The sequence below is a fragment of the Pseudomonas sp. UFMG81 genome (assembly GCF_015354575.1).
In the GTDB taxonomy this organism is placed as follows: Bacteria; Pseudomonadota; Gammaproteobacteria; order Pseudomonadales; family Pseudomonadaceae; genus Aquipseudomonas.
This window is the reverse complement of the sequence record NZ_JACAFQ010000001.1, coordinates 249,354-268,048: the sequence shown is the minus strand read 5'-3', so window position 1 is coordinate 268,048 and position 18,695 is coordinate 249,354. Positions and strand designations below refer to the sequence as shown.

Sequence of the window (18,695 nt, the reverse complement as noted above, 5' to 3'; positions counted from 1 at the left end):
ACAAGGCCGCTCCTGCAGGGCATGCGCCGCGCTGATCAATAATCCGCCGGTGCCTCCAGCAACATCTGCCGGAACTCCGGCAACGGCAGCGGCCGGCTGTGCAGGTAACCCTGGTACAGGTGGCAGCCCAGGCGTTCGAGAAACTCCAGCTGCTCGGTCAACTCCACGCCCTCGGCGATCACCGCCAGCTCCAGGCTGCGCGCCATGGCCACGATGGCGCGGACGATCTCGGCGTCGTTGGGGTCGACCGGGGCATCGCGCACGAACGTCTGGTCGATCTTCAGCGCGTCCACCGGCAGGCGCTTGAGGTAGGTGAGCGATGAGTAGCCGGTACCGAAGTCGTCCATGGCGAAGCTCACGCCGTAGCGCTTGAGCTCGCGCATCTTGCTGATGGTGTCTTCCAGGTTCTGGATGACGATGCCCTCGGTGATCTCCAGTTTGAGCATGTGCCGCGGCAGGCGGTAGTCGTCGAGGCTGCGCAGCACCCGTTCGACGAAATCGTTCTGGCGGAACTGCCGGGGGCTGATGTTGACGCACAGGCTGAACTCGTCGGCGTCGATCAGCCTGTCCTGCAGCATGCGCGCACAGGCGTCGCAGGCTTCGTCGAGGATCCAGCTGCCCACTTCGAGGATCAAGCCACTTTCCTCGAGCACCTGGATGAACTGCGCCGGCGGTTGCTGGCCCAGTTGCGGGTGATGCCAGCGCAACAGCACCTCGGCACCCACGATACGGTTGTCGCGCGCGTCGACCTGGGGCTGGAAGTGCAGCGCCAGTTCACCCCGGGCCAGGGCCAGGCGCAGGTCGCTCTCCATGCGCAGGCGCTCGCTGGCGGCTTTCTGCATGGTGGTGTGGAACAGTTGCGTGGTGTTGCGCCCGGAATCCTTGGCCCGGTACAGGGCGATGTCGGCGCGCTTGAGCAGGTCGGCGGGGGTGGCGCCATGGTCGGGGATCAGCGCCACGCCGATGCTGGGGGTCACTTGCAGGCGCTGGCCGTCCAGCGACATGGGCTCGGCGAGCAGTTCGCGCAGGGTATCGGCCAATTCGCGGACCTTGCTCTCCACCAGCTCGCGGCTGCCCTCCAGGCCGCTGAGCAGCACCACGAACTCATCGCCGCCCAGGCGCGCCACGGTGTCCTCCAGGCGCACGCTGGCTTCCAGGCGCGCGGTGATGATCTTCAACACCGTGTCGCCGACCGGGTGGCCGAGCGAATCGTTGATGTGCTTGAAGTGGTCGAGGTCGAGGAACAGCAGCGCACCGCGCAGGTTGTGGCGCTTGAGCAGGGCGATCTGCTGGCTCAGGCGGTCCATCAGCAGGGCACGGTTGGGCAGGTTGGTCAGCGGGTCGTGGTAGGCCAGGTGGCGGATCTGCGCCTGGGCATTCTTCAGCAGGCTGACATCCCGCGCGGTGAGCAGCAGGCAGTCGGTTTCGTTGAGGCTGATCGGCTCCACCGACACTTCCACGGTGAGGATGTCGCCGCGCTTGTTGCGCCCGAGCATCTCGCGGTGGTGCACCCGGCCGCGCTCCTTGAGCTCGTTGAGCAGGGCGGCGCGCTGCTTGTCGTCGGCCCACAGGCCCAGCTCGTAGACCGTGCGTCCCACCACATCGCTGGCACTGTAGCCGGTCAGCCGGCAGAAACCGTCATTGACCTCCAGGTAGCGACCGCTGCGCCGTTCGGTGATGGTGATGGCGTCGGGGCTGGAGTGGAAGGCCTTGGCGAATTTCTCCTCGCTGGCCTTGAGCGCGGCTTCGGCGCGCTGCTGTTGGGTGATGTCGCGCAGGGTGGTGACACTGCAGGGCTGGCCGTCGACGCTGATCAGGCGGCTGGCGATCACGCAGGTGAGGGCGGTGCCGTTGCGGTGGTTGACGCCCACCGCCACATTGCTCAAGGCCTGGTCGCGGATCACCCGTTCGATGCGCTGGGCGCGTTCGGCCGACTCGGCCCATAGGCCCAGCTCTTCGGCGGTGCGGCCAAGCACCTGGTCGGCTTGCCAGCCGAAGGTGTGGCTGAAGGCGGGGTTGATCTCGATGAACTGGCCGGTGTCCTGGCGGGTCACGCAGATCGGGTCGGGGCTGACCTGGAACAGGCTGGCAAATTTCTCTTCCGAGGCGGTCAGGCGCTGTTCGCGTTCCACCTGGTCGGTGATGTCGAGCAGGGTGCCGGCCATGCGCAGCGGGTTGCCGTGCTCGTCCCGGTACAGGCGCGCGCGGCTTTCGATGTAGCGCGAGGCGCCGTTTTCCAGCTGCACGTGGTAGGTGATCTGGTAGTTGCCAGCCGGGCCTTCGCGCAGGCTGCGGTAGGCGTTGCGCATGGCCGAGCGCTCGTCTTCCGGCACCCCCTCGAAGAACGAATCGAACGACTCGTGGAAGGGCACCGGGTCAAGCCCGTGCAATTGGGCAGCGCGGGCCGAGCCGTAGAGCATGCCGCTGGGGATGTGCCAGTCCCAGGTGCCCAGCTGCGCCGAGTCCAGGGCCAAATCCAGGCGTTCCTGGCTGTCCTTGAGCGCCTGCTCGGCGCGTTTGCGCTCTGTGGTGTCGATGAAGGTGCTGATCAGGTAGGTGATGCCCTCCAGCTCGATGCCCTGGGTGCAGAGGATGCCGTCGTGGACCTTGCCGCTGGTGGCGCGGAACTGCACCTCCATGATCAGCGGCCCACTGCCGGCGCGTGTGGCCTCCAGCACCTGGTGGCGCTGCTCGGGGTTGACCCACAGGCCAAGCTCGACGCTGGTCTTGCCGACCACCTGGGCGCCTGGCCAGCCGAACATGTCCTCGAAGTGCTGGTTGACCTCGATGATCAGGCCATCGTGGCGGCGGGTGAGAAGGATGGCGTTGGGGCTCAGGTGGAAGAGGGTGGCAAAGCGCTTTTCCGAATTGATCAGCGCATTTTCCCGTTCGCGCTGGCGGGTGATCTCGCGGATCACCCCGATCATCTGCCGCCGGCCATGGGCGTCGTGGGTCAGGCTGCCGTTGATTTCCAGCCAGTGCACGCTACCGTCCTGCCAGCGGATGCGGTGACGCATGGCTTGCTCGATGGGTTCGCCGTTGACCACCGCCTGGAACACCTGGCGGGTGCGGGCGCGATCCTCTTCGGGGAGCAGGTCGAGGTAATCGATGTCGTTGGGCAGCGGGCGTTGCGGGTCGAAGCCGAACAGCGCCTGGGTGCCGCGCGACCAACTGACCCGGCCCGTCTCGATATCCCAGAGCCAGGCACCCAGGCGTGCACCGTTGAGCGCGGCCAGCAGCTGCGGCGCGTTCTGCCAGGCCTGTTCCGATTCCTGTGGATCGGCCGCAGGAATGCGCGGCAGGCGCGGAAAGCGGTTTGCTGATTTGGGCATCTTTACCAGACCTTTGGCGGATGACGCGTCCTTGTGGAATGTAATGCCGTGCTGACGACGAGCGGTCAGGCGGGCCCCGCGTGGCTGTCGAGCAGGGCCATGAAGGCCCGGGCCGCGTTCGAAAGCGTGCGCTCCGTGTGCAGGATGTAGCCTAGCTGGCGCGACAGCCGTATGCCGGGCAGGGCGATGGGCGCCACCTGCTCATCCAGCATAGTACGTGGCAGCACGCTCCACGCCAGGCCGATGGAGACCATCATCTTGATGGTTTCCAGGTAATTGGTGCTCATGGCGATGTTCGGGGTCAGGCCTTGGCTTTCGAACAGCCGTTGGACGATGTGATGGGTGAAGGTATTGCCGCCGGGGAACACCGCCGGGTGGCGGGCCACGTCGGCCAGGCTGACCTGGCCGTCACGGGCCAGCGGGTGTTCGGGCGCGGCGACGAAGTCCAGGGCGTCATCCCACACGGCCACCGCCTTGACCAGGTGGTGCGGCTCCGGCGCCAGGGTGATCACGGCGATTTCCGCCCGGCCATGGAGGATTTCGTCATACGCCTGCTCCGAATCCATGAACTGGATGTCCAGGGCCACCGCCGGGTGCTGGCGGGTGAACGCCCGCAGCAAGGGGGGCAGGCGGTGCAGGCCGATGTGGTGGCTGGTGGCCAGGGTGAGGCGACCGCTCACCTCCCCGGTGAGGTTGGTCAGCGCGCGGCGGGTATCATCGAGCACATTGAGGATCTGGTAGGCGCGGGGCAGCAGGGCGCGGCCAGCTTCAGTCAGCGTGACCTCACGGCCCAGGCGGTCGAACAGGCGTACGTCCAGTTGCTGTTCCAGCCCGGCGATGCGTTTGCTGATCGCCGGTTGGGTGAGGTGCAGGCGTTCGCCGGCGCCGGAGAAGCTGCCGGTTTCGGCAATCGCGATGAAGGCGCTGAGGTTGGCCAGGTCCATCGTTCGAATTCCTGATGGTTATGCAAAGCATGAAAATTATGAATTTGAGTTATTCAATCTATCGCCATAGCATCGTCCGTACAAGCCAAGGGGTCTTTGGCATAGAAAGACGCTGATGAGGAACAGTCTGATGGCTGGCAAAACGCTCTACGACAAACTCTGGGACGCCCATGAGGTGAAACGCCGCGACGACGGCTCGTCCTTGATCTACATCGATCGCCATATCATCCACGAAGTGACGTCGCCCCAGGCCTTCGAAGGCCTGCGCCTGGCCAGCCGCAAGCCGTGGCGCATCGATACCAACATCGCCACGCCCGATCACAACGTGCCGACCACGCCTGAGCGCAAGGGCGGTATCGAGGCGATCGTCGACCAGGTGTCGCGCCTTCAGGTGCAGACCCTCGACGAGAACTGTGACGAATATGGCATCGTCGAATTCAAGATGAATGACGAGCGTCAAGGCATCGTTCACGTCATCAGCCCGGAGCAGGGCGCCACCTTGCCCGGCATGACCGTGGTCTGCGGCGACTCGCACACCTCCACCCACGGCGCCTTCGGTGCCCTGGCCCATGGCATCGGCACTTCCGAAGTCGAGCACGTGCTCGCCACCCAGTGCCTGGTCGCCAAGAAAATGAAGAACATGCTGGTGCGCGTCGACGGCCAGTTGCCGTCTGGCGTGACCGCCAAGGACATTGTCCTCGCCGTGATCGGCAAGATCGGCACCGCCGGTGGCAATGGCCATGCCATGGAGTTCGCTGGCAGCGCCATCCGCGAGTTGTCGATGGAAGGCCGCATGACCATCTGCAACATGTCCATCGAAGCTGGCGCCCGTGTGGGCCTGGTCGCCGTGGATGACACCACCGTTGCTTATGTGGAAGGCCGCCCCTACGCACCGAAGGGCGCGCAGTGGACGCAAGCCGTGCAGGCCTGGCAAGGCCTGGTGTCCGACGCCGACGCTGTGTTCGACACCGTGGTCGAGCTCGACGCCGCGCAGATCAAACCGCAGGTCAGCTGGGGCACCTCGCCCGAGATGGTCCTGGCCGTCGACCAGCGCGTGCCGGACCCGGCCGCCGAGCCTGACTTGATCAAGCGTGGCTCGATCGAGCGCGCCCTCAAGTACATGGGCTTGGCCGCCAACCAGGCGATCACCGATATCAAGCTCGACCGCGTGTTCATCGGTTCGTGCACCAACTCGCGCATCGAAGACCTGCGCGCCGCCGCCGAGATCGCCAAGGGCCGCAAGGTCGCCGCCAACGTCAAGCAGGCGCTGGTGGTACCGGGTTCGGGCCTGGTCAAGGCCCAGGCCGAGCGTGAAGGCCTGGACAAGATTTTCCTTGAAGCCGGCTTCGAATGGCGTGAACCGGGCTGCTCCATGTGCCTGGCGATGAACCCGGACCGCCTGGAGAGCGGCGAGCATTGCGCGTCCACCTCCAACCGCAACTTCGAAGGCCGCCAGGGCGCCGGTGGCCGAACCCACCTGGTCAGCCCGGCCATGGCCGCCGCCGCCGCGGTGACTGGCCACTTCATCGATGTCCGCGAGTTGATCCAAGGGAGCGCAGCATGAAAGCCTTTACCCAGCACACCGGCTTGGTCGCGCCATTGGATCGCGCCAACGTCGACACCGACCAGATCATCCCCAAGCAGTTCTTGAAGTCGATCAAGCGCACCGGCTTTGGCCCCAACCTGTTCGACGAGTGGCGCTACCTGGACGTCGGGCAACCTTACCAGGACAACAGCAAGCGCCCGCTGAACGAAGACTTCGTGCTCAACCACAAGCGCTACCAGGGTGCCAGTGTGTTGCTGGCCCGGGAGAACTTCGGTTGCGGCTCCAGCCGTGAGCACGCGCCATGGGCACTCGACGAGTACGGTTTCCGCAGCGTGATTGCGCCGAGCTTCGCCGACATCTTCTTCAACAACAGCTTCAAGAACGGGTTGTTGCCGATCATTCTCGACGCTGCCGAAGTCGACGAGCTGTTCAAGCAGGTCGAAGCCAACCCAGGCTACCAACTGACCATTGACCTCGATGCCCAGGCGGTGACCCGCCCGGATGGCAAGGTACTGAAGTTCGAGATCGACGCGTTCCGCAAGCACTGCCTGCTCAATGGCCTGGACGATATCGGCCTGACCCTGCAGGACAGCGACGCGATCAAGGCATTCGAAGGCAAGCACCGCGCCAGTCAGCCCTGGCTGTTCCGCGACGCCTGAAGTTAGTAGGTGACATTGCCGGCCTCTTCGCGGGCAAGTCGCAGCGGCGAACCGCCGCTCCCACAGGGATAACACTGATCCTCGAGGCGGTGCAGCACCTGTGGGAGCGGGCTTGCCCGCGAAGAGGCCGGAACAGGCAACACACAACCCAAAGGATCTCCCCATGACCCGCACCACCCACACCGACGTGGTCCAACGCCAGTTCGGCGAGCAGGCCAGTGCCTACCTCAGCAGCGCCGTGCACGCCCAGGGCAGCGAATTCGCCTTGCTGCAGGCCGCACTGGCGGGGCAGGGCGCGGCCCGTTTGCTGGACCTGGGTTGCGGCGCCGGTCATGTCAGTTTCCACGTCGCGCCGCTGGTCGGCGAAGTGGTGGCCTATGACCTGTCGCAGTCGATGCTCGACGTCGTGGCGGCTGCGGCTAAAGAGCGCGGCCTGGCCAACATTCGCACCGAATGCGGCGCCGCCGAACGCCTGCCGTTCGCCGATGCCAGCTTCGACTTCGTCTTCAGCCGCTACTCGGCGCACCACTGGAGCGACCTGGGCCTGGCCCTGCGCGAAGTGCGGCGGGTATTGAAGCCAGGTGGGGTGGCGGCCTTCATCGACGTCATGTCACCAGGCAGCCCGTTGCTCGACACCTACCTGCAAACGGTCGAGGTGCTGCGTGACACCAGCCATGTGCGCGACTACAGCGCCGCCGAATGGCTGCGCCAGGTCAGCGAAGCCGGCCTGCATGTGCGCAGCCATACCCGCCAGCGCCTGCGCCTGGAGTGGCAGTCCTGGGTCGAGCGCATGCGCACCCCCGAGTCGCTGCGGGTGGCCATCCGCCAGTTGCAGCAGGCCATGGGTGAGGAAGTACGGCAGTATTACCAGGTTGAAGCCGATGGCTCGTTCAGCACCGATGTGCTGGTACTCTGGGCCGAACGCTGATTATTTACGACGGGGCCGAGGCGGCCGCGTCGCTTTGATGGATAGAGGAAAGCATGAGCAAGCAGATTCTGATTCTCCCAGGTGATGGCATCGGCCCGGAAATCATGGCCGAGGCGGTCAAGGTGCTGGAGCTGGCCAACGACAAGTTCCAGCTCGGCTTGAGCCTCGCCCACGACGTGATCGGTGGCGCCGCCATCGACCAGCACGGCGTACCGTTGGCTGACGAGACCCTGGAGCGCGCGCGCCAGGCCGATGCCGTGCTGCTGGGCGCCGTGGGCGGCCCGAAGTGGGACAAGATCGAGCGTGACATCCGCCCTGAGCGCGGTCTGCTGAAGATCCGTTCGCAACTGGGCCTGTTCGCCAACCTGCGCCCGGCGATCCTCTACCCGCAACTGGCCGATGCCTCGTCGCTCAAGCCCGAAATCGTCTCCGGCCTGGACATCCTCATCGTCCGTGAGCTGACCGGTGGCATCTACTTCGGTGCGCCACGCGGCCAGCGCGAGCTGGAAGGCGGCGAGCGCCAGGCCTACGACACCCTGCCATACAGCGAAAGCGAAGTGCGCCGCATCGCCCGCGTCGGCTTCGACATGGCCCGCGTGCGTGGCAAGAAGCTGTGCTCGGTGGACAAGGCCAACGTCCTGGCTTCCAGCCAGCTGTGGCGCGAAGTGGTCGAGGACGTGGCCAAGGATTACCCGGATATCGAACTGAGCCACATGTACGTCGACAACGCTGCCATGCAGCTGGTGCGCGCGCCCAAGCAGTTCGACGTGATGGTCACCGACAACATGTTCGGCGACATCCTGTCGGATGAAGCTTCCATGCTCACCGGTTCCATCGGCATGCTGCCGTCAGCGTCGCTGGATGCCAACAACAAGGGCATGTACGAGCCCTGCCACGGCTCGGCCCCGGACATCGCCGGCCTTGGCATCGCCAACCCGCTGGCGACCATTCTTTCGGTGTCGATGATGCTGCGTTACAGCTTCAACCAGACCGCTGCCGCCGAGGCGATCGAGAAGGCCGTGAGCGTGGTGCTGGACCAAGGCCTGCGCACCGGTGATATCTGGTCTGCCGGTTGCACCAAAGTCGGTACGCAGGAAATGGGCGACGCAGTAGTCGCAGCGCTGCGGAATCTGTAATCTCTCTGGCCCGCCACCAAAACCTGGTGGCGGCCCACTTTTAGCAAAGGTGTAGTTGCGATGAAACGTGTAGGTCTGATCGGTTGGCGTGGAATGGTCGGTTCCGTGCTCATGCAGCGGATGCTCGAAGAGCAGGACTTCGACCTGATCGAGCCTGTGTTCTTCACCACCTCCAACGTGGGTGGCCAAGGTCCGAACGTGGGCAAGGATACTGCCCCGCTCAAGGATGCCTACAACATCGAAGAGCTCAAGACCCTCGACGTCATCCTGACCTGCCAGGGCGGCGACTACACCAACGAAGTGTTCCCCAAGCTGCGTGAAGCCGGCTGGCAGGGCTACTGGATCGATGCCGCCTCGTCGCTGCGCATGCAGGACGACGCGGTGATCATCCTCGACCCGGTCAACCGCAAGGTCATCGACCAGCAGCTGGATGCGGGCACCAAGAACTACATCGGTGGCAACTGCACCGTCAGCCTGATGCTGATGGGCCTGGGCGGCCTGTTCGAGGCCGGCCTGGTCGAGTGGATGAGCGCCATGACCTACCAGGCGGCCTCTGGGGCCGGCGCGCAGAACATGCGCGAGCTGATCAAGCAGATGGGCGCCACCCATGCGGCCGTGGCCGATGACCTGGCCAACCCGGCCAGCGCCATCCTCGATATCGACCGCAAGGTCGCCGAAGCCATGCGCAGCGAAGCCTACCCCACCGAGAACTTCGGCGTGCCGCTGGCTGGCAGCCTGATCCCGTGGATCGACAAGGAACTGCCGAACGGCCAGAGCCGCGAAGAGTGGAAGGCCCAGGCCGAGACCAACAAGATCCTCGGCCGCTTCAAGAGCCCGATCCCGGTGGATGGCATCTGCGTGCGCATCGGCGCCATGCGCTGCCACAGCCAGGCGCTGACCATCAAGCTGAACAAGGACGTGCCGCTGGCCGATATCGAAGGCATGATCAGCCAGCACAACCCTTGGGTGAAGCTGGTGCCGAACCAGCGCGAGATCAGCATGCAGGAGCTGAGCCCGACCAAGGTGACTGGCACCCTGAACATCCCGGTGGGCCGTCTGCGCAAGCTGAACATGGGTTCGCAGTACCTGGGTGCTTTCACTGTAGGTGACCAGCTGCTGTGGGGCGCGGCCGAGCCGCTGCGTCGCATGCTGCGGATTTTGCTGGAGCGGTGATCGCGGTGGTTTGATCGTCGGTTTGAAAAAGCCCGTGCCATGAGAAGTGGCGCGGGTTTTTTTATGGGGGTAAGTTTTTCAAGGGACCTAAATGTGACCGCGTGAGGGCAGCCAGGTGCTTGCCGGTGTTTTTTTAGCGCCCTTGAGATCGAGCGCCGCCCGCGCGGCGCTCGATCTCAAGGGCGCTGCAAGAACACCGGCAAGCACCTGGCAGCCCTCACTGCAAGCCAAACCTACCGCCCACCCTACAATCCAAGTAAAGTGCCGCTCCCCGCCGCACCGCAGAACGCAAAAGGAAGCAACCCATGACCACCCCTCCAGCCATCGCCGTAGTAGGCGCCACGGGCACCGTAGGCGAAACCCTCGTGCAGATCCTCGAGGAACTGGCCTTCCCAGTGTCCACCTTGCACCTGCTGGCCAGCATGGAATCGGCGGGCAGCAGCGTCATGTTCGCCGGCAAGAAGCTCAAGGTCCGCGAGGTGGACAGCTTCGATTTCGCGCAAGTGCAGCTGGTGTTCTTCGCCGCCAGCCCCGCCGTCAGCCGCAGTTTCGCAGCAAAGGCCAAGGCCGCCGGCTGCGTGCTGATCGACTTGTCCGGCGCCCTGGAAGGCGCGGTGGCATTGGTCCCTGAAGCCAATGGCGAACTCGCCGCAAAGCTTGCGCAACCCGCACTGGTCACCAGCCCCTGCGCCGGTGCCGTGGCGCTGGCCGTGGCGTTGGCGCCGCTCAAGGGCCTGCTCGACATCGAGCGGGTCCAGGTCCACGCCTGCCTCGCCGTCTCGGAGCAGGGCAGGGAGGCAGTCACCGAGCTGGCTAGGCAAACCGCCGAACTGCTCAACGCTCGCCCGCTCGAGCCGCGCTTCTTCGACCGCCAGGTGGCCTTCAACCTGCTGCCTCAGGTCGGCACCCCCGACGAACAGGGCCATACTGCGGTCGAACGCCGCCTGGTCAGTGAGCTGCGGCAATTGCTGGGCCTGCCAGAATTGAAGATTTCCGTGACCTGCATTCAAGTCCCGGTGTTTTTCGGCGATAGCTTCAGTGTGGCGGTGCAGAGCCGTCGCCCGGTCGACCTGGTGGCAGTCAACGCCGCGCTGGAATCTGCCGAGGGCATCGAACTGGTCGAGCCCGGTGATTATCCGACACCTGTCGGTGACGCAGTGGGCCAGGACGTGGTCTATGTTGGTCGTGTACGCCATGGTGTCGACGAAGACCAGCAGCTCAATCTCTGGCTGACCACCGACAATGTGCGCAAGGGCGCGGCGCTCAACGCCGTGCAGGTGGCGCAATTGTTGATTAAACACATGGCGTAAAAGATACTGACCAGCAATTTTGTCCTGCACCACAACAGGGTTTTTGGGACGGTTCTTACAAGGGAAGAGTTCATGCTTCGAATTCGCAAACTGGTTCTGGCCATCGCGGCAGCGTCGGCGCTGTCGTCCGGCGTGGCGAACGCGCTCGGGTTGGGGGAGCTGACCCTCAAGTCGGCGCAGAACCAGCCGCTGGATGCCGAGATCGAACTGCTCGACGTGCGCGACCTCAGCGCGGCGGAAATGGCGCCAAGCCTTGCCTCGCCGGAAGAGTTCGCCAAGGCCGGGGTGGCCTTCCCGCCTTATCTCGAAGACCTCACCTTCACCCCAGTGATCAACCCCAATGGTCGCAGCGTGCTGCGGGTCACCTCCAGCAAGCCGTTGCCGGAGCCGGTGGTGAAGTTCCTGGTGCAGGTGATGTGGCCTCAAGGCCGTTTGCTGCGTGACTACAGCATGCTGCTCGACCAGGCCAAGGCCCAGGGCAGCCAGGCGGCCCCGGCGGGCATCAACCCCGCCGTGAGCACGGGCAGCTACACCACCAAACGCCGCGACACCCTCTGGCAGATTGCCGCGCGCAACACGCAGGGTGGCTCGGTGCAGCAGACCATGCTGGCGATCCAGGCGCTGAACCCGGACGCGTTCATCGGCAACAACATCAACCAGCTGAAGATCGGGCAAGTCCTGCGCCTGCCCGATCAACAGCAGGTCCAGAGCATTGCGCAACCAGAAGCCAACCGCGAAGTGGCCGAACAGTACGCCGCCTGGCGTGAGGGCCGCCGCCTCGGGCCGCGCGCCCGCCAGCTCGACGCCACTCGCCGTGGCGAGGCCGGCGAGGCGCCGGCGCGCATCGCCCAGGGCGACAACCTGCGCCTGGTAGCCCCGGGCGGCAAGAGTGCGGCCGGTGGCAGCAAGGCGCTGAACGACAAGCTGGCGGTGGCCCAGGAAAGCCTGGACACCAGCCGTCGTGACAACGAAGAACTCAAGAGCCGCATGACCGACCTGCAGAGCCAGCTGGACAAGCTGCAGCGTCTGATCCAATTGAAGAATGACCAGCTGGCGCGCCTCGAGGCCCAGAACGCGGAGCCCCAGGCGCCCGCTACGGCACTCCCGGGCGAGCCGGCCCCTGCGCAACCCGCGGTCAACGCACAGCTGACCCCGGCAGAACCGGTGGTCACGCCGTCCCCCGCGCCGGTCGATACCGCGCCGCAAGCCGCTGCGCCCGCCACCGACGAACAGGGGATGCTCGACGAGCTGCTGGGCAACCCCGTGCTGTTGGGCCTGGTCGCAGGTTCTGCGTTCCTCGTCCTGCTTCTGCTCCTGCTGCTCCTGGCGCGCAAGCGCAAAGCCCAGCAGGAAGCCGAGAAACACCTGCGCATGGCGCGTGCCCTGTCCGAAGAAAGCGAGCGCAGCCCCGACCTGGACCTGCCGCCCAGCAGCTTCGATGGCCTGGAAGTCTCGGCGCCGAGCGTGACCCTGTCGCCCGCCGTGGTTGCCGCCTCCGCGGCCGCCGCAACGGCTGCGGAAAAGCCTCAGGCACCGATCACTCCAGCTGTCGATCCGCGCGCCGCGTTGCTGGCCGAGGTCGACGAGAGCCTGGCCCGTGGCCGTCTGAACCACGCCGCCGACCTGCTGGAAGCTGCCGTGGCCTCCGAGCCTCAGCGCAGTGACCTGCGCCTGAAACTGATGGAAGTCTACGCCCGCCAGGGTGACCAGGACGCTTTCGTCGGCCAGGAGCGCAAGTTGGCGTCGAACGAGGAGAATCAGGCCGAAGTCGCCGCACTCAAGGAGCGTTTCCCGGCCATGCTCGGCGTCGCTGCCGTGGTGGCCGGTGCAGCGGGTGCCGCGGCATTGGCTGCGGAACTGGACGAGCAGTATGTCCAGGACCTGTTGCAGGACCCGGCGCCGACAGCCGAGGACGAGCCTGCGCCCGTCGTGGCTGCTGAGCCTGAAGTGGTTGCCGAGCCCGCTCCCGAGCCGGCTCCCGCTGTCGAAGAAGACGACCTGGACAGTGCCTTCGACCTGAGCCTGGGCGATGACCTGCCAGCGGACGACGCGTTCGACCTGCCTGAGTTGGATGAGGCAGCCGCTTTTGAAGCGCCTGTGGCGGCCCAGGAGCCTGTAGCGGTCGAGCCGCCGGTGATGGCACAAGAGCCTGAGCCGGTAGAACCCACCGCTGTCGCCACCGATGCCGACGATGATTTCGAGGCATTGCTGGCCCAGGCCCAGGCACCGGTCGAGCAGCTGCCGGCGGACGACGACCTGGCCGATTTCGATCTCGATGTCGGCGAACCTGCGGTTGCGAACGACGGCGAAGAAGCGCCGGTGGACGTGGCTGCCGAGCTGGCGGCCTTCGAGGCCATGCCGGAGTTCGACCCGATCTCCGAGCTGGAGCTGCCGGAAGACTTCGACCTGTCGTTGTCGCTGGATGACGACTCGCCAGCGGCGAAGAACTTCGCCTCGGAGCTGGACGATGTCAACGCCGAGCTCGACAAACTGTCGCAGAGCCTCGAAACGCCCTCGCTGGAGCCACAGTTCACCGCCGAAGACGCAGCCCAGGAGCCCGAGCCGCTGGACGACCTGGACTTCGACTTCTTCTCCGGTGCCGACGAAGTGGCCACCAAGCTGGACCTGGCGCGCGCCTACATCGACATGGGCGACCACCAGGGCGCGCGTGACATCCTCGACGAAGTGGTCAAGGACGGCGACGACAACCAGCGCCAGGAAGCCAACGACATGCTCTCGCGCCTGGTCTGAGTGCTTTTCCGGCCCTATCGCTGGCAAGTCGCAGCGGCGAACCGCAGCTCCCACATGGACCTTCGCTGACCTTGTGGGAGCTGGCTTGCCAGCGATAGGGCCGCAACGGTCGACCAATCAACGGCAGCCCACCTCGGCTGCCGTTGTCGTTATAATCCCCGCCATTTCGTATCACCCCACAGGTTTCCCGCTCTTGGACATCATCGACACCGCCGCCGCCGAATCCGCGGCCGAAGGCTACTCCCGCATCGCTTTGGGCGTGGAATACAAAGGCTCGCGCTACCGCGGCTGGCAGCGCCAGGCCAGTGGCGTGCCCAGTGTCCAGCAGGCGTTGGAGCAGGCGCTGACGAAGGTGGCCAACGAGCCGATCAGCGTGATCTGTGCCGGGCGCACCGACGCCGGTGTGCATGGCTGCGGGCAGATCGTGCACTTCGATACCCGCGCCGTGCGTGACGAGCGCGCCTGGACCCTGGGCAGCAACTTCAACCTGCCCCACGACATCAGCGTGGTCTGGTCGCGGCCGATGCCGGCGCACTTCCATGCCCGCTTCAAGGCCACCGCGCGGCGTTACCGCTACGTCATCTACAACGACCCGATCCGCCCGGCACACCTGGCCGAGGAGGTGACCTGGAACCATCGCCCGCTGGATGTAGAGCGCATGGCGCTGGCCGCCCAGCATCTACTGGGTACCCACGACTTCAGCGCCTTCCGCGCCAGCCAGTGCCAGGCCAAATCGCCGATCAAGCACATCCACCACCTGCGCGTCACCCGGCATGGCCAGATGATCGTGCTGGACGTGCGCGCCACCGCCTTCCTCCACCACATGGTGCGCAACATCGCCGGGGTGCTGATGACCATCGGTGCCGGCGAGCGCCCGGTGGAATGGGCGCGGGAAGTGCTGGAGGGGCGCAACCGCCGTGAGGGCGGGGTGACCGCCCACCCGTACGGCCTGTACCTGGTGCAGGTGGAGTACCCAGAAGAGTATGACCTGCCGCAGCGTTACATCGGCCCACACTTTCTTAGCGGCTACGAGGCCCTGGCGGACTGACGGGGCAACCGTCATTTGCTACCATCGGCGCTTTCACCGATCACTCAAGGTTCGCCGTCCATGAGCAACGTTCGCAGCAAGATCTGCGGGATTACCCGCATCGAAGATGCCCTGGCTGCGGTCGAGGCCGGGGCCGATGCCCTGGGTTTCGTCTTCTATGCGAAAAGCCCACGGGCGGTGGATGTACGTCAGGCCCGGGCGATCATTCGCGAGCTGCCGCCATTCGTGACCACGGTGGGTTTGTTCGTCAACGCCTCACGCTGCGAGCTCAACGAGACGCTCGAAGCCGTCGAGCTGGACCTGCTACAGTTCCACGGCGATGAAAGCCCGGCTGATTGCGAGGGCTATCACCGGCCCTGGGTGAAGGCGCTGCGCGTGCGCCCCGGCGATGACCTCGAGGCCGCCTGCCAGCACTACGCCGGCGCTCGCGGCATGTTGCTGGACGCCTATGTGCCCGGCGTGCCCGGTGGAACCGGCGAAGCTTTCGACTGGTCACTGATACCCAAGAAACTGAGCAAACCGATCATCCTCGCTGGAGGCCTGTCAGCCGACAATGTCGCCCAGGCCATCCGCCAGGTACGCCCTTATGCGGTGGATGTCAGCGGCGGGGTGGAGCAGGCCAAGGGCATCAAGGATGCCGCCAAGATCGACGCCTTCATGCGTGCGGTGAAACAGGCGTGAACACGGATGTGACGGCTGGCCGCGCGCCATCGTCCATAGTTTTCGCAGCCCGGTGCTGCCAGGCCGCGCCAGCGCGCGGGGTAAACCGGGGAAAAATTGCAGATGGGTGGGTGCACGGCGCTGCCGTGGCCGGCTCATCGTCGCGCTACAGAAGAATTTGAGTTCAAGGGCAGGGCGGGGCCGCGCAGGTCCCCCAGGCCAAAACTGGAGAAAGCAAGCATGAGCAACTGGTTGGTAGACAAACTGATCCCTTCGATCATGCGTTCCGAGGTGAAGAAGAGCTCGGTACCGGAAGGGCTGTGGCACAAGTGCCCGTCCTGCGAGGCCGTGCTGTACCGTCCGGAGCTGGAAAAGACCCTCGACGTCTGCCCCAAGTGCAACCACCACATGCGCATCGGCGCACGTGCACGCATCGACATCTTCCTCGACCAGGGTGGTCGCACCGAACTGGGTGCCGACCTTGAGCCGGTCGACCGCCTGAAATTCCGTGACGGCAAGAAGTACAAGGACCGCCTGACCGCCGCGCAGAAGCAGACCGGCGAAAAAGACGCGCTGATTTCCATGAGCGGCACCTTGATGGGCATGCCGATCGTGGTCAGCGCCTTCGAGTTCTCGTTCATGGGCGGCTCCATGGGCGCCATCGTCGGTGAGCGCTTCGTGCGTGCCGCCAACTACGCGCTGGAGCATCGCTGCCCGATGGTCTGCTTCTCCGCCTCCGGTGGTGCGCGCATGCAGGAAGCGCTGATCTCGCTGATGCAGATGGCCAAGACCTCCGCCGTGCTGGCGCGCCTGCGCGAAGAAGGCATCCCGTTCATCTCGGTGCTGACCGACCCGGTCTACGGTGGTGTTTCCGCCAGCCTGGCGATGCTCGGCGACGTGATCGTCGGCGAACCCAAGGCGCTGATCGGCTTCGCCGGCCCGCGGGTGATCGAGCAGACCGTGCGTGAAAAGCTGCCGGAAGGTTTCCAGCGCAGCGAGTTCCTGCTGGAGCACGGCGCCATTGACCTGATCATCTCCCGTGACGAACTGCGCCCGCGCCTGGCGCGCCTGCTGGCGCAGATGACTGGCCAGGCAACCCCGGCAGAAGCCCGTGAGGCGGCTGCGGTAGCGTGATGAGCCAGCGCAATCTGGGCGAGTGGCTCGCCTACCTCGAACAGTTGCACCCTACGGCCATCGACATGGGGCTTGAGCGTTCCCAGCAGGTGCTGGCGCGCCTGCAGTTGGGCAAGCTGGCGCCGCGCGTGGTGACGGTCACCGGCACCAACGGCAAAGGCTCCACCTGTGCCTTCGTGGCCTCGCTGCTGCGCGCCCAGGGGCTCAAGGTCGGGGTCTACAGCTCGCCGCACCTGTTGCGTTACAACGAGCGCGTGCTCATCGATGGCGTCGAAGCCACCGATGAGCAGCTGTGCGAAGCCTTTGTCGCTGTCGAGGCGGCGCGCGGCGATACCTCGCTGACCTATTTCGAGATGGGCACCCTGGCGGCGTTCTGGCTGTTCAGTCAGTCGCAACTGGATGCCGTGGTGCTCGAGGTGGGCCTGGGCGGCCGGCTGGATACGGTCAATGTGGTGGATGCCGACATTTCGCTGGTCACCAGCATCGGTGTCGATCATGTCGACTACCTGGGGGACACCCGCGACTTGGTGGCCTTCGAGAAGGCTGGGATCTTCCGCCAGGGCAAGCCGGCCCTTTGCGGCGACCTGGATCCGCCGCAACCCTTGCTGGACAAGGCGAGCGAGCTGGCTTGTCCGTTGTTCCTGCGTGGGCGCGACTTCGACCTGGCCAGTACCGAAAACCACTGGCAGTGGCGTGGCCGCAAGGCCGACGGCACGCCGTTGGAGTTGCGCGACCTGCCGCTGCTCGACCTGCCTATGGAAAACGCAGCGTTGGCCCTGCAGGCCTTTGCGCTGATGGAGCTGCCATGGGATGAGGCGCGGGTGAGGCAGGCGCTGCTGGACACCCGCATCACCGGTCGGCTGGATCGGCGGTCGTTGGTATTCAAGGGCAAACGCGTTGAGTTGCTGCTGGATGTGGGCCATAACCCGCATGCGGCCGAGTATTTGGCGCGCCGCTTGGCGGCCCGCCCGCCGAAAGGTCGGCGCCTGGCTGTGTTCGGCCTGTTGGCCGACAAGGATCTGCAAGGTGTGATCGAGCCCTTGCAGGGTTTGGTCGGGGATTGGGCGGTGGCACCGCTGGACACGCCACGCAGCCGCCCGGCTGAGGAACTGGCCAAGGCCTTGACGAACCTCGGTGCGACAGTGAAGTCTCACCCCAGCGTCGATGCTGCCCTCGAAGGGCAGTGCGTCCAAGCGACGGCGGATGACCAGATCCTGCTGTTCGGTTCGTTTTTCTGCGTCGGCGAGGCCCTGGCCTGGCTCGAACGGCAGGCCCCCGAGGATGGAGTAGATGGCAGTGCTGGATAAAGGGATGAAGCAGCGCATGGTCGGTGCGCTGGTGCTGGTGGCGCTGGCGGTGATCTTCCTGCCGATGCTGTTCACCCGCGAGGACGAGATGCGCCAGGTGCGCGTCGAGGCGCCGGAGGCGCCAGCCATGCCAACCCTGCCCCAGGTGCAGGTCGAACCGGTCCAGGTGCCCGAGCCGCAGCCGTTGCCGGATGAGCAGCCACCGGTGGTGGTCAACGAATCCACGGCACCCGTGGCCACGCCCAGCCAGCCGATCACGCCGTCACCGCAGGTTCAGGCGCAGCCCAAGCCGCAAACGCCGGTGCCGACACCCAAGGTCGAAGCCAAGCCTGCGCCGGCAACCGCACCGGTCGCACCAACGGTGGCGACCAAACCGGCCGCGCCTTCGAAGATCGACGTCAACGGCCTGCCGGTGAGCTGGTCAATCCAGCTGGCCAGCCTGTCCAACCGCGCGGGCGCCGACAAGCTGCAGAGCACCCTGCGTAGCCAGGGCTACAACGCCTACATTCGCTCGGCGGATGGCATGAACCGGGTGTATGTCGGGCCGTTGATCGAGCGGGCCGAGGCTGAGCGCCTGCGTGACGTGATCAGTCGCCAGCAGAATCTCAAGGGCATCGTGGTGCGCTTTCAGCCAGAGCGCGGCTAAGATGCTCGCGGGGCCAGCCCGCTCCCACGATCAGCGTGGGAGCGGGCTGGCCCCGCGATGAGGTTTGCAGGCGGTAAAGCTGTCCTGTGGGTCAGCCCGCAGCCCTTCAAACACCTGACAT

At 65.4% G+C, this 18,695-nt stretch carries 14 protein-coding genes; 12 read left to right on the top strand and 2 right to left on the bottom strand.

The window, feature by feature from the left end; all coding sequences use genetic code 11:
- Positions 1-35 precede the first annotated feature (35 nt).
- Both IX761_RS01190 and IX761_RS01185 read right to left on the bottom strand, forming a co-directional pair.
- The gene (locus IX761_RS01190) at positions 36-3,332 is read right to left on the bottom strand and encodes a PAS domain S-box protein (protein WP_194787732.1); all 3,297 of its coding nucleotides are present in this window, start codon (positions 3,330-3,332) and stop codon (positions 36-38) included.
- A gap of 65 nt (positions 3,333-3,397) precedes the next feature.
- Positions 3,398-4,276 (bottom strand): LysR family transcriptional regulator, encoded by an 879-nt coding sequence (locus tag IX761_RS01185; protein WP_194787731.1) that lies wholly within the window; start codon positions 4,274-4,276, stop codon positions 3,398-3,400.
- A 130-nt stretch (positions 4,277-4,406) separates the two neighbouring features.
- Between IX761_RS01185 and leuC the strand changes: the two genes are divergently transcribed.
- The 12 genes from leuC to IX761_RS01125 all read left to right on the top strand — a co-directional run bounded on the left by leuC (position 4,407) and on the right by IX761_RS01125 (position 18,574).
- Positions 4,407-5,840 carry a 3-isopropylmalate dehydratase large subunit gene (leuC, locus tag IX761_RS01180; protein ID WP_194787730.1) on the top strand — a complete coding sequence of 478 codons (1,434 nt, stop codon included), beginning with the start codon at positions 4,407-4,409 and terminating at the stop codon, positions 5,838-5,840.
- The gene (leuD, locus tag IX761_RS01175; RefSeq protein WP_194787729.1) at positions 5,837-6,481 is read left to right on the top strand and encodes a 3-isopropylmalate dehydratase small subunit; all 645 of its coding nucleotides are present in this window, start codon (positions 5,837-5,839) and stop codon (positions 6,479-6,481) included. The genes leuC and leuD overlap by 4 nt, the downstream gene beginning before the upstream one ends.
- Positions 6,482-6,644: 163 nt before the next feature.
- Positions 6,645-7,409 carry a class I SAM-dependent methyltransferase gene (locus IX761_RS01170; protein WP_194787728.1) on the top strand — a complete coding sequence of 255 codons (765 nt, stop codon included), beginning with the start codon at positions 6,645-6,647 and terminating at the stop codon, positions 7,407-7,409.
- Between the two features lie 53 nt (positions 7,410-7,462).
- Positions 7,463-8,545 (top strand): 3-isopropylmalate dehydrogenase, encoded by a 1,083-nt coding sequence (gene leuB, locus IX761_RS01165; protein ID WP_194787727.1) that lies wholly within the window; start codon positions 7,463-7,465, stop codon positions 8,543-8,545.
- A 60-nt stretch (positions 8,546-8,605) separates the two neighbouring features.
- Positions 8,606-9,718, top strand: a complete 1,113-nt coding sequence (gene asd, locus IX761_RS01160) for an aspartate-semialdehyde dehydrogenase (RefSeq protein WP_194787726.1) — start codon at positions 8,606-8,608, stop codon at positions 9,716-9,718.
- A 305-nt stretch (positions 9,719-10,023) separates the two neighbouring features.
- A complete protein-coding gene (locus IX761_RS01155; RefSeq protein ID WP_194787725.1) occupies positions 10,024-11,028 on the top strand; it encodes an aspartate-semialdehyde dehydrogenase in 1,005 nt (334 codons plus the stop codon).
- Between the two features lie 72 nt (positions 11,029-11,100).
- Entirely contained in the window at positions 11,101-13,779 is a 2,679-nt protein-coding gene (locus IX761_RS01150) for a FimV/HubP family polar landmark protein (RefSeq protein ID WP_194787724.1), read from the top strand.
- A 193-nt stretch (positions 13,780-13,972) separates the two neighbouring features.
- Positions 13,973-14,827, top strand: a complete 855-nt coding sequence (gene truA / locus IX761_RS01145) for a tRNA pseudouridine(38-40) synthase TruA (protein ID WP_194787723.1) — start codon at positions 13,973-13,975, stop codon at positions 14,825-14,827.
- 60 nt (positions 14,828-14,887) lie between these two features.
- Positions 14,888-15,508 (top strand): phosphoribosylanthranilate isomerase, encoded by a 621-nt coding sequence (locus tag IX761_RS01140; RefSeq protein ID WP_194787722.1) that lies wholly within the window; start codon positions 14,888-14,890, stop codon positions 15,506-15,508.
- Between the two features lie 219 nt (positions 15,509-15,727).
- Positions 15,728-16,621, top strand: a complete 894-nt coding sequence (accD, locus tag IX761_RS01135) for an acetyl-CoA carboxylase, carboxyltransferase subunit beta (protein WP_194787721.1) — start codon at positions 15,728-15,730, stop codon at positions 16,619-16,621.
- Entirely contained in the window at positions 16,621-17,928 is a 1,308-nt protein-coding gene (folC, locus tag IX761_RS01130) for a bifunctional tetrahydrofolate synthase/dihydrofolate synthase (protein WP_194787720.1), read from the top strand. Before accD ends, folC begins: the two co-directional genes overlap by 1 nt.
- Complete coding sequence (locus tag IX761_RS01125; RefSeq protein WP_194787719.1) at positions 17,912-18,574, top strand: SPOR domain-containing protein; 663 nt, start codon at positions 17,912-17,914, stop codon at positions 18,572-18,574. Before folC ends, IX761_RS01125 begins: the two co-directional genes overlap by 17 nt.
- The last annotated feature ends 121 nt before the right edge of the window (positions 18,575-18,695 follow it).

Excerpts from the sequence above, each read along its gene's own strand:
- IX761_RS01190 (WP_194787732.1), bottom strand. The coding sequence starts at position 3,332 with ATGCCCAAATCAGCAAACCGCTTTCCGCGCCTGCCGCGCATTCCTGCG.
- IX761_RS01185 (WP_194787731.1), bottom strand. The coding sequence starts at position 4,276 with ATGGACCTGGCCAACCTCAGCGCCTTCATCGCGATTGCCGAAACCGGC.
- leuC (WP_194787730.1), top strand. The coding sequence starts at position 4,407 with ATGGCTGGCAAAACGCTCTACGACAAACTCTGGGACGCCCATGAGGTG.
- leuD (WP_194787729.1), top strand. The coding sequence starts at position 5,837 with ATGAAAGCCTTTACCCAGCACACCGGCTTGGTCGCGCCATTGGATCGC.
- IX761_RS01170 (WP_194787728.1), top strand. The coding sequence starts at position 6,645 with ATGACCCGCACCACCCACACCGACGTGGTCCAACGCCAGTTCGGCGAG.
- leuB (WP_194787727.1), top strand. The coding sequence starts at position 7,463 with ATGAGCAAGCAGATTCTGATTCTCCCAGGTGATGGCATCGGCCCGGAA.
- asd (WP_194787726.1), top strand. The coding sequence starts at position 8,606 with ATGAAACGTGTAGGTCTGATCGGTTGGCGTGGAATGGTCGGTTCCGTG.
- IX761_RS01155 (WP_194787725.1), top strand. The coding sequence starts at position 10,024 with ATGACCACCCCTCCAGCCATCGCCGTAGTAGGCGCCACGGGCACCGTA.
- IX761_RS01150 (WP_194787724.1), top strand. The coding sequence starts at position 11,101 with ATGCTTCGAATTCGCAAACTGGTTCTGGCCATCGCGGCAGCGTCGGCG.
- IX761_RS01140 (WP_194787722.1), top strand. The coding sequence starts at position 14,888 with ATGAGCAACGTTCGCAGCAAGATCTGCGGGATTACCCGCATCGAAGAT.
- accD (WP_194787721.1), top strand. The coding sequence starts at position 15,728 with ATGAGCAACTGGTTGGTAGACAAACTGATCCCTTCGATCATGCGTTCC.
- folC (WP_194787720.1), top strand. The coding sequence starts at position 16,621 with ATGAGCCAGCGCAATCTGGGCGAGTGGCTCGCCTACCTCGAACAGTTG.
- IX761_RS01125 (WP_194787719.1), top strand. The coding sequence starts at position 17,912 with ATGGCAGTGCTGGATAAAGGGATGAAGCAGCGCATGGTCGGTGCGCTG.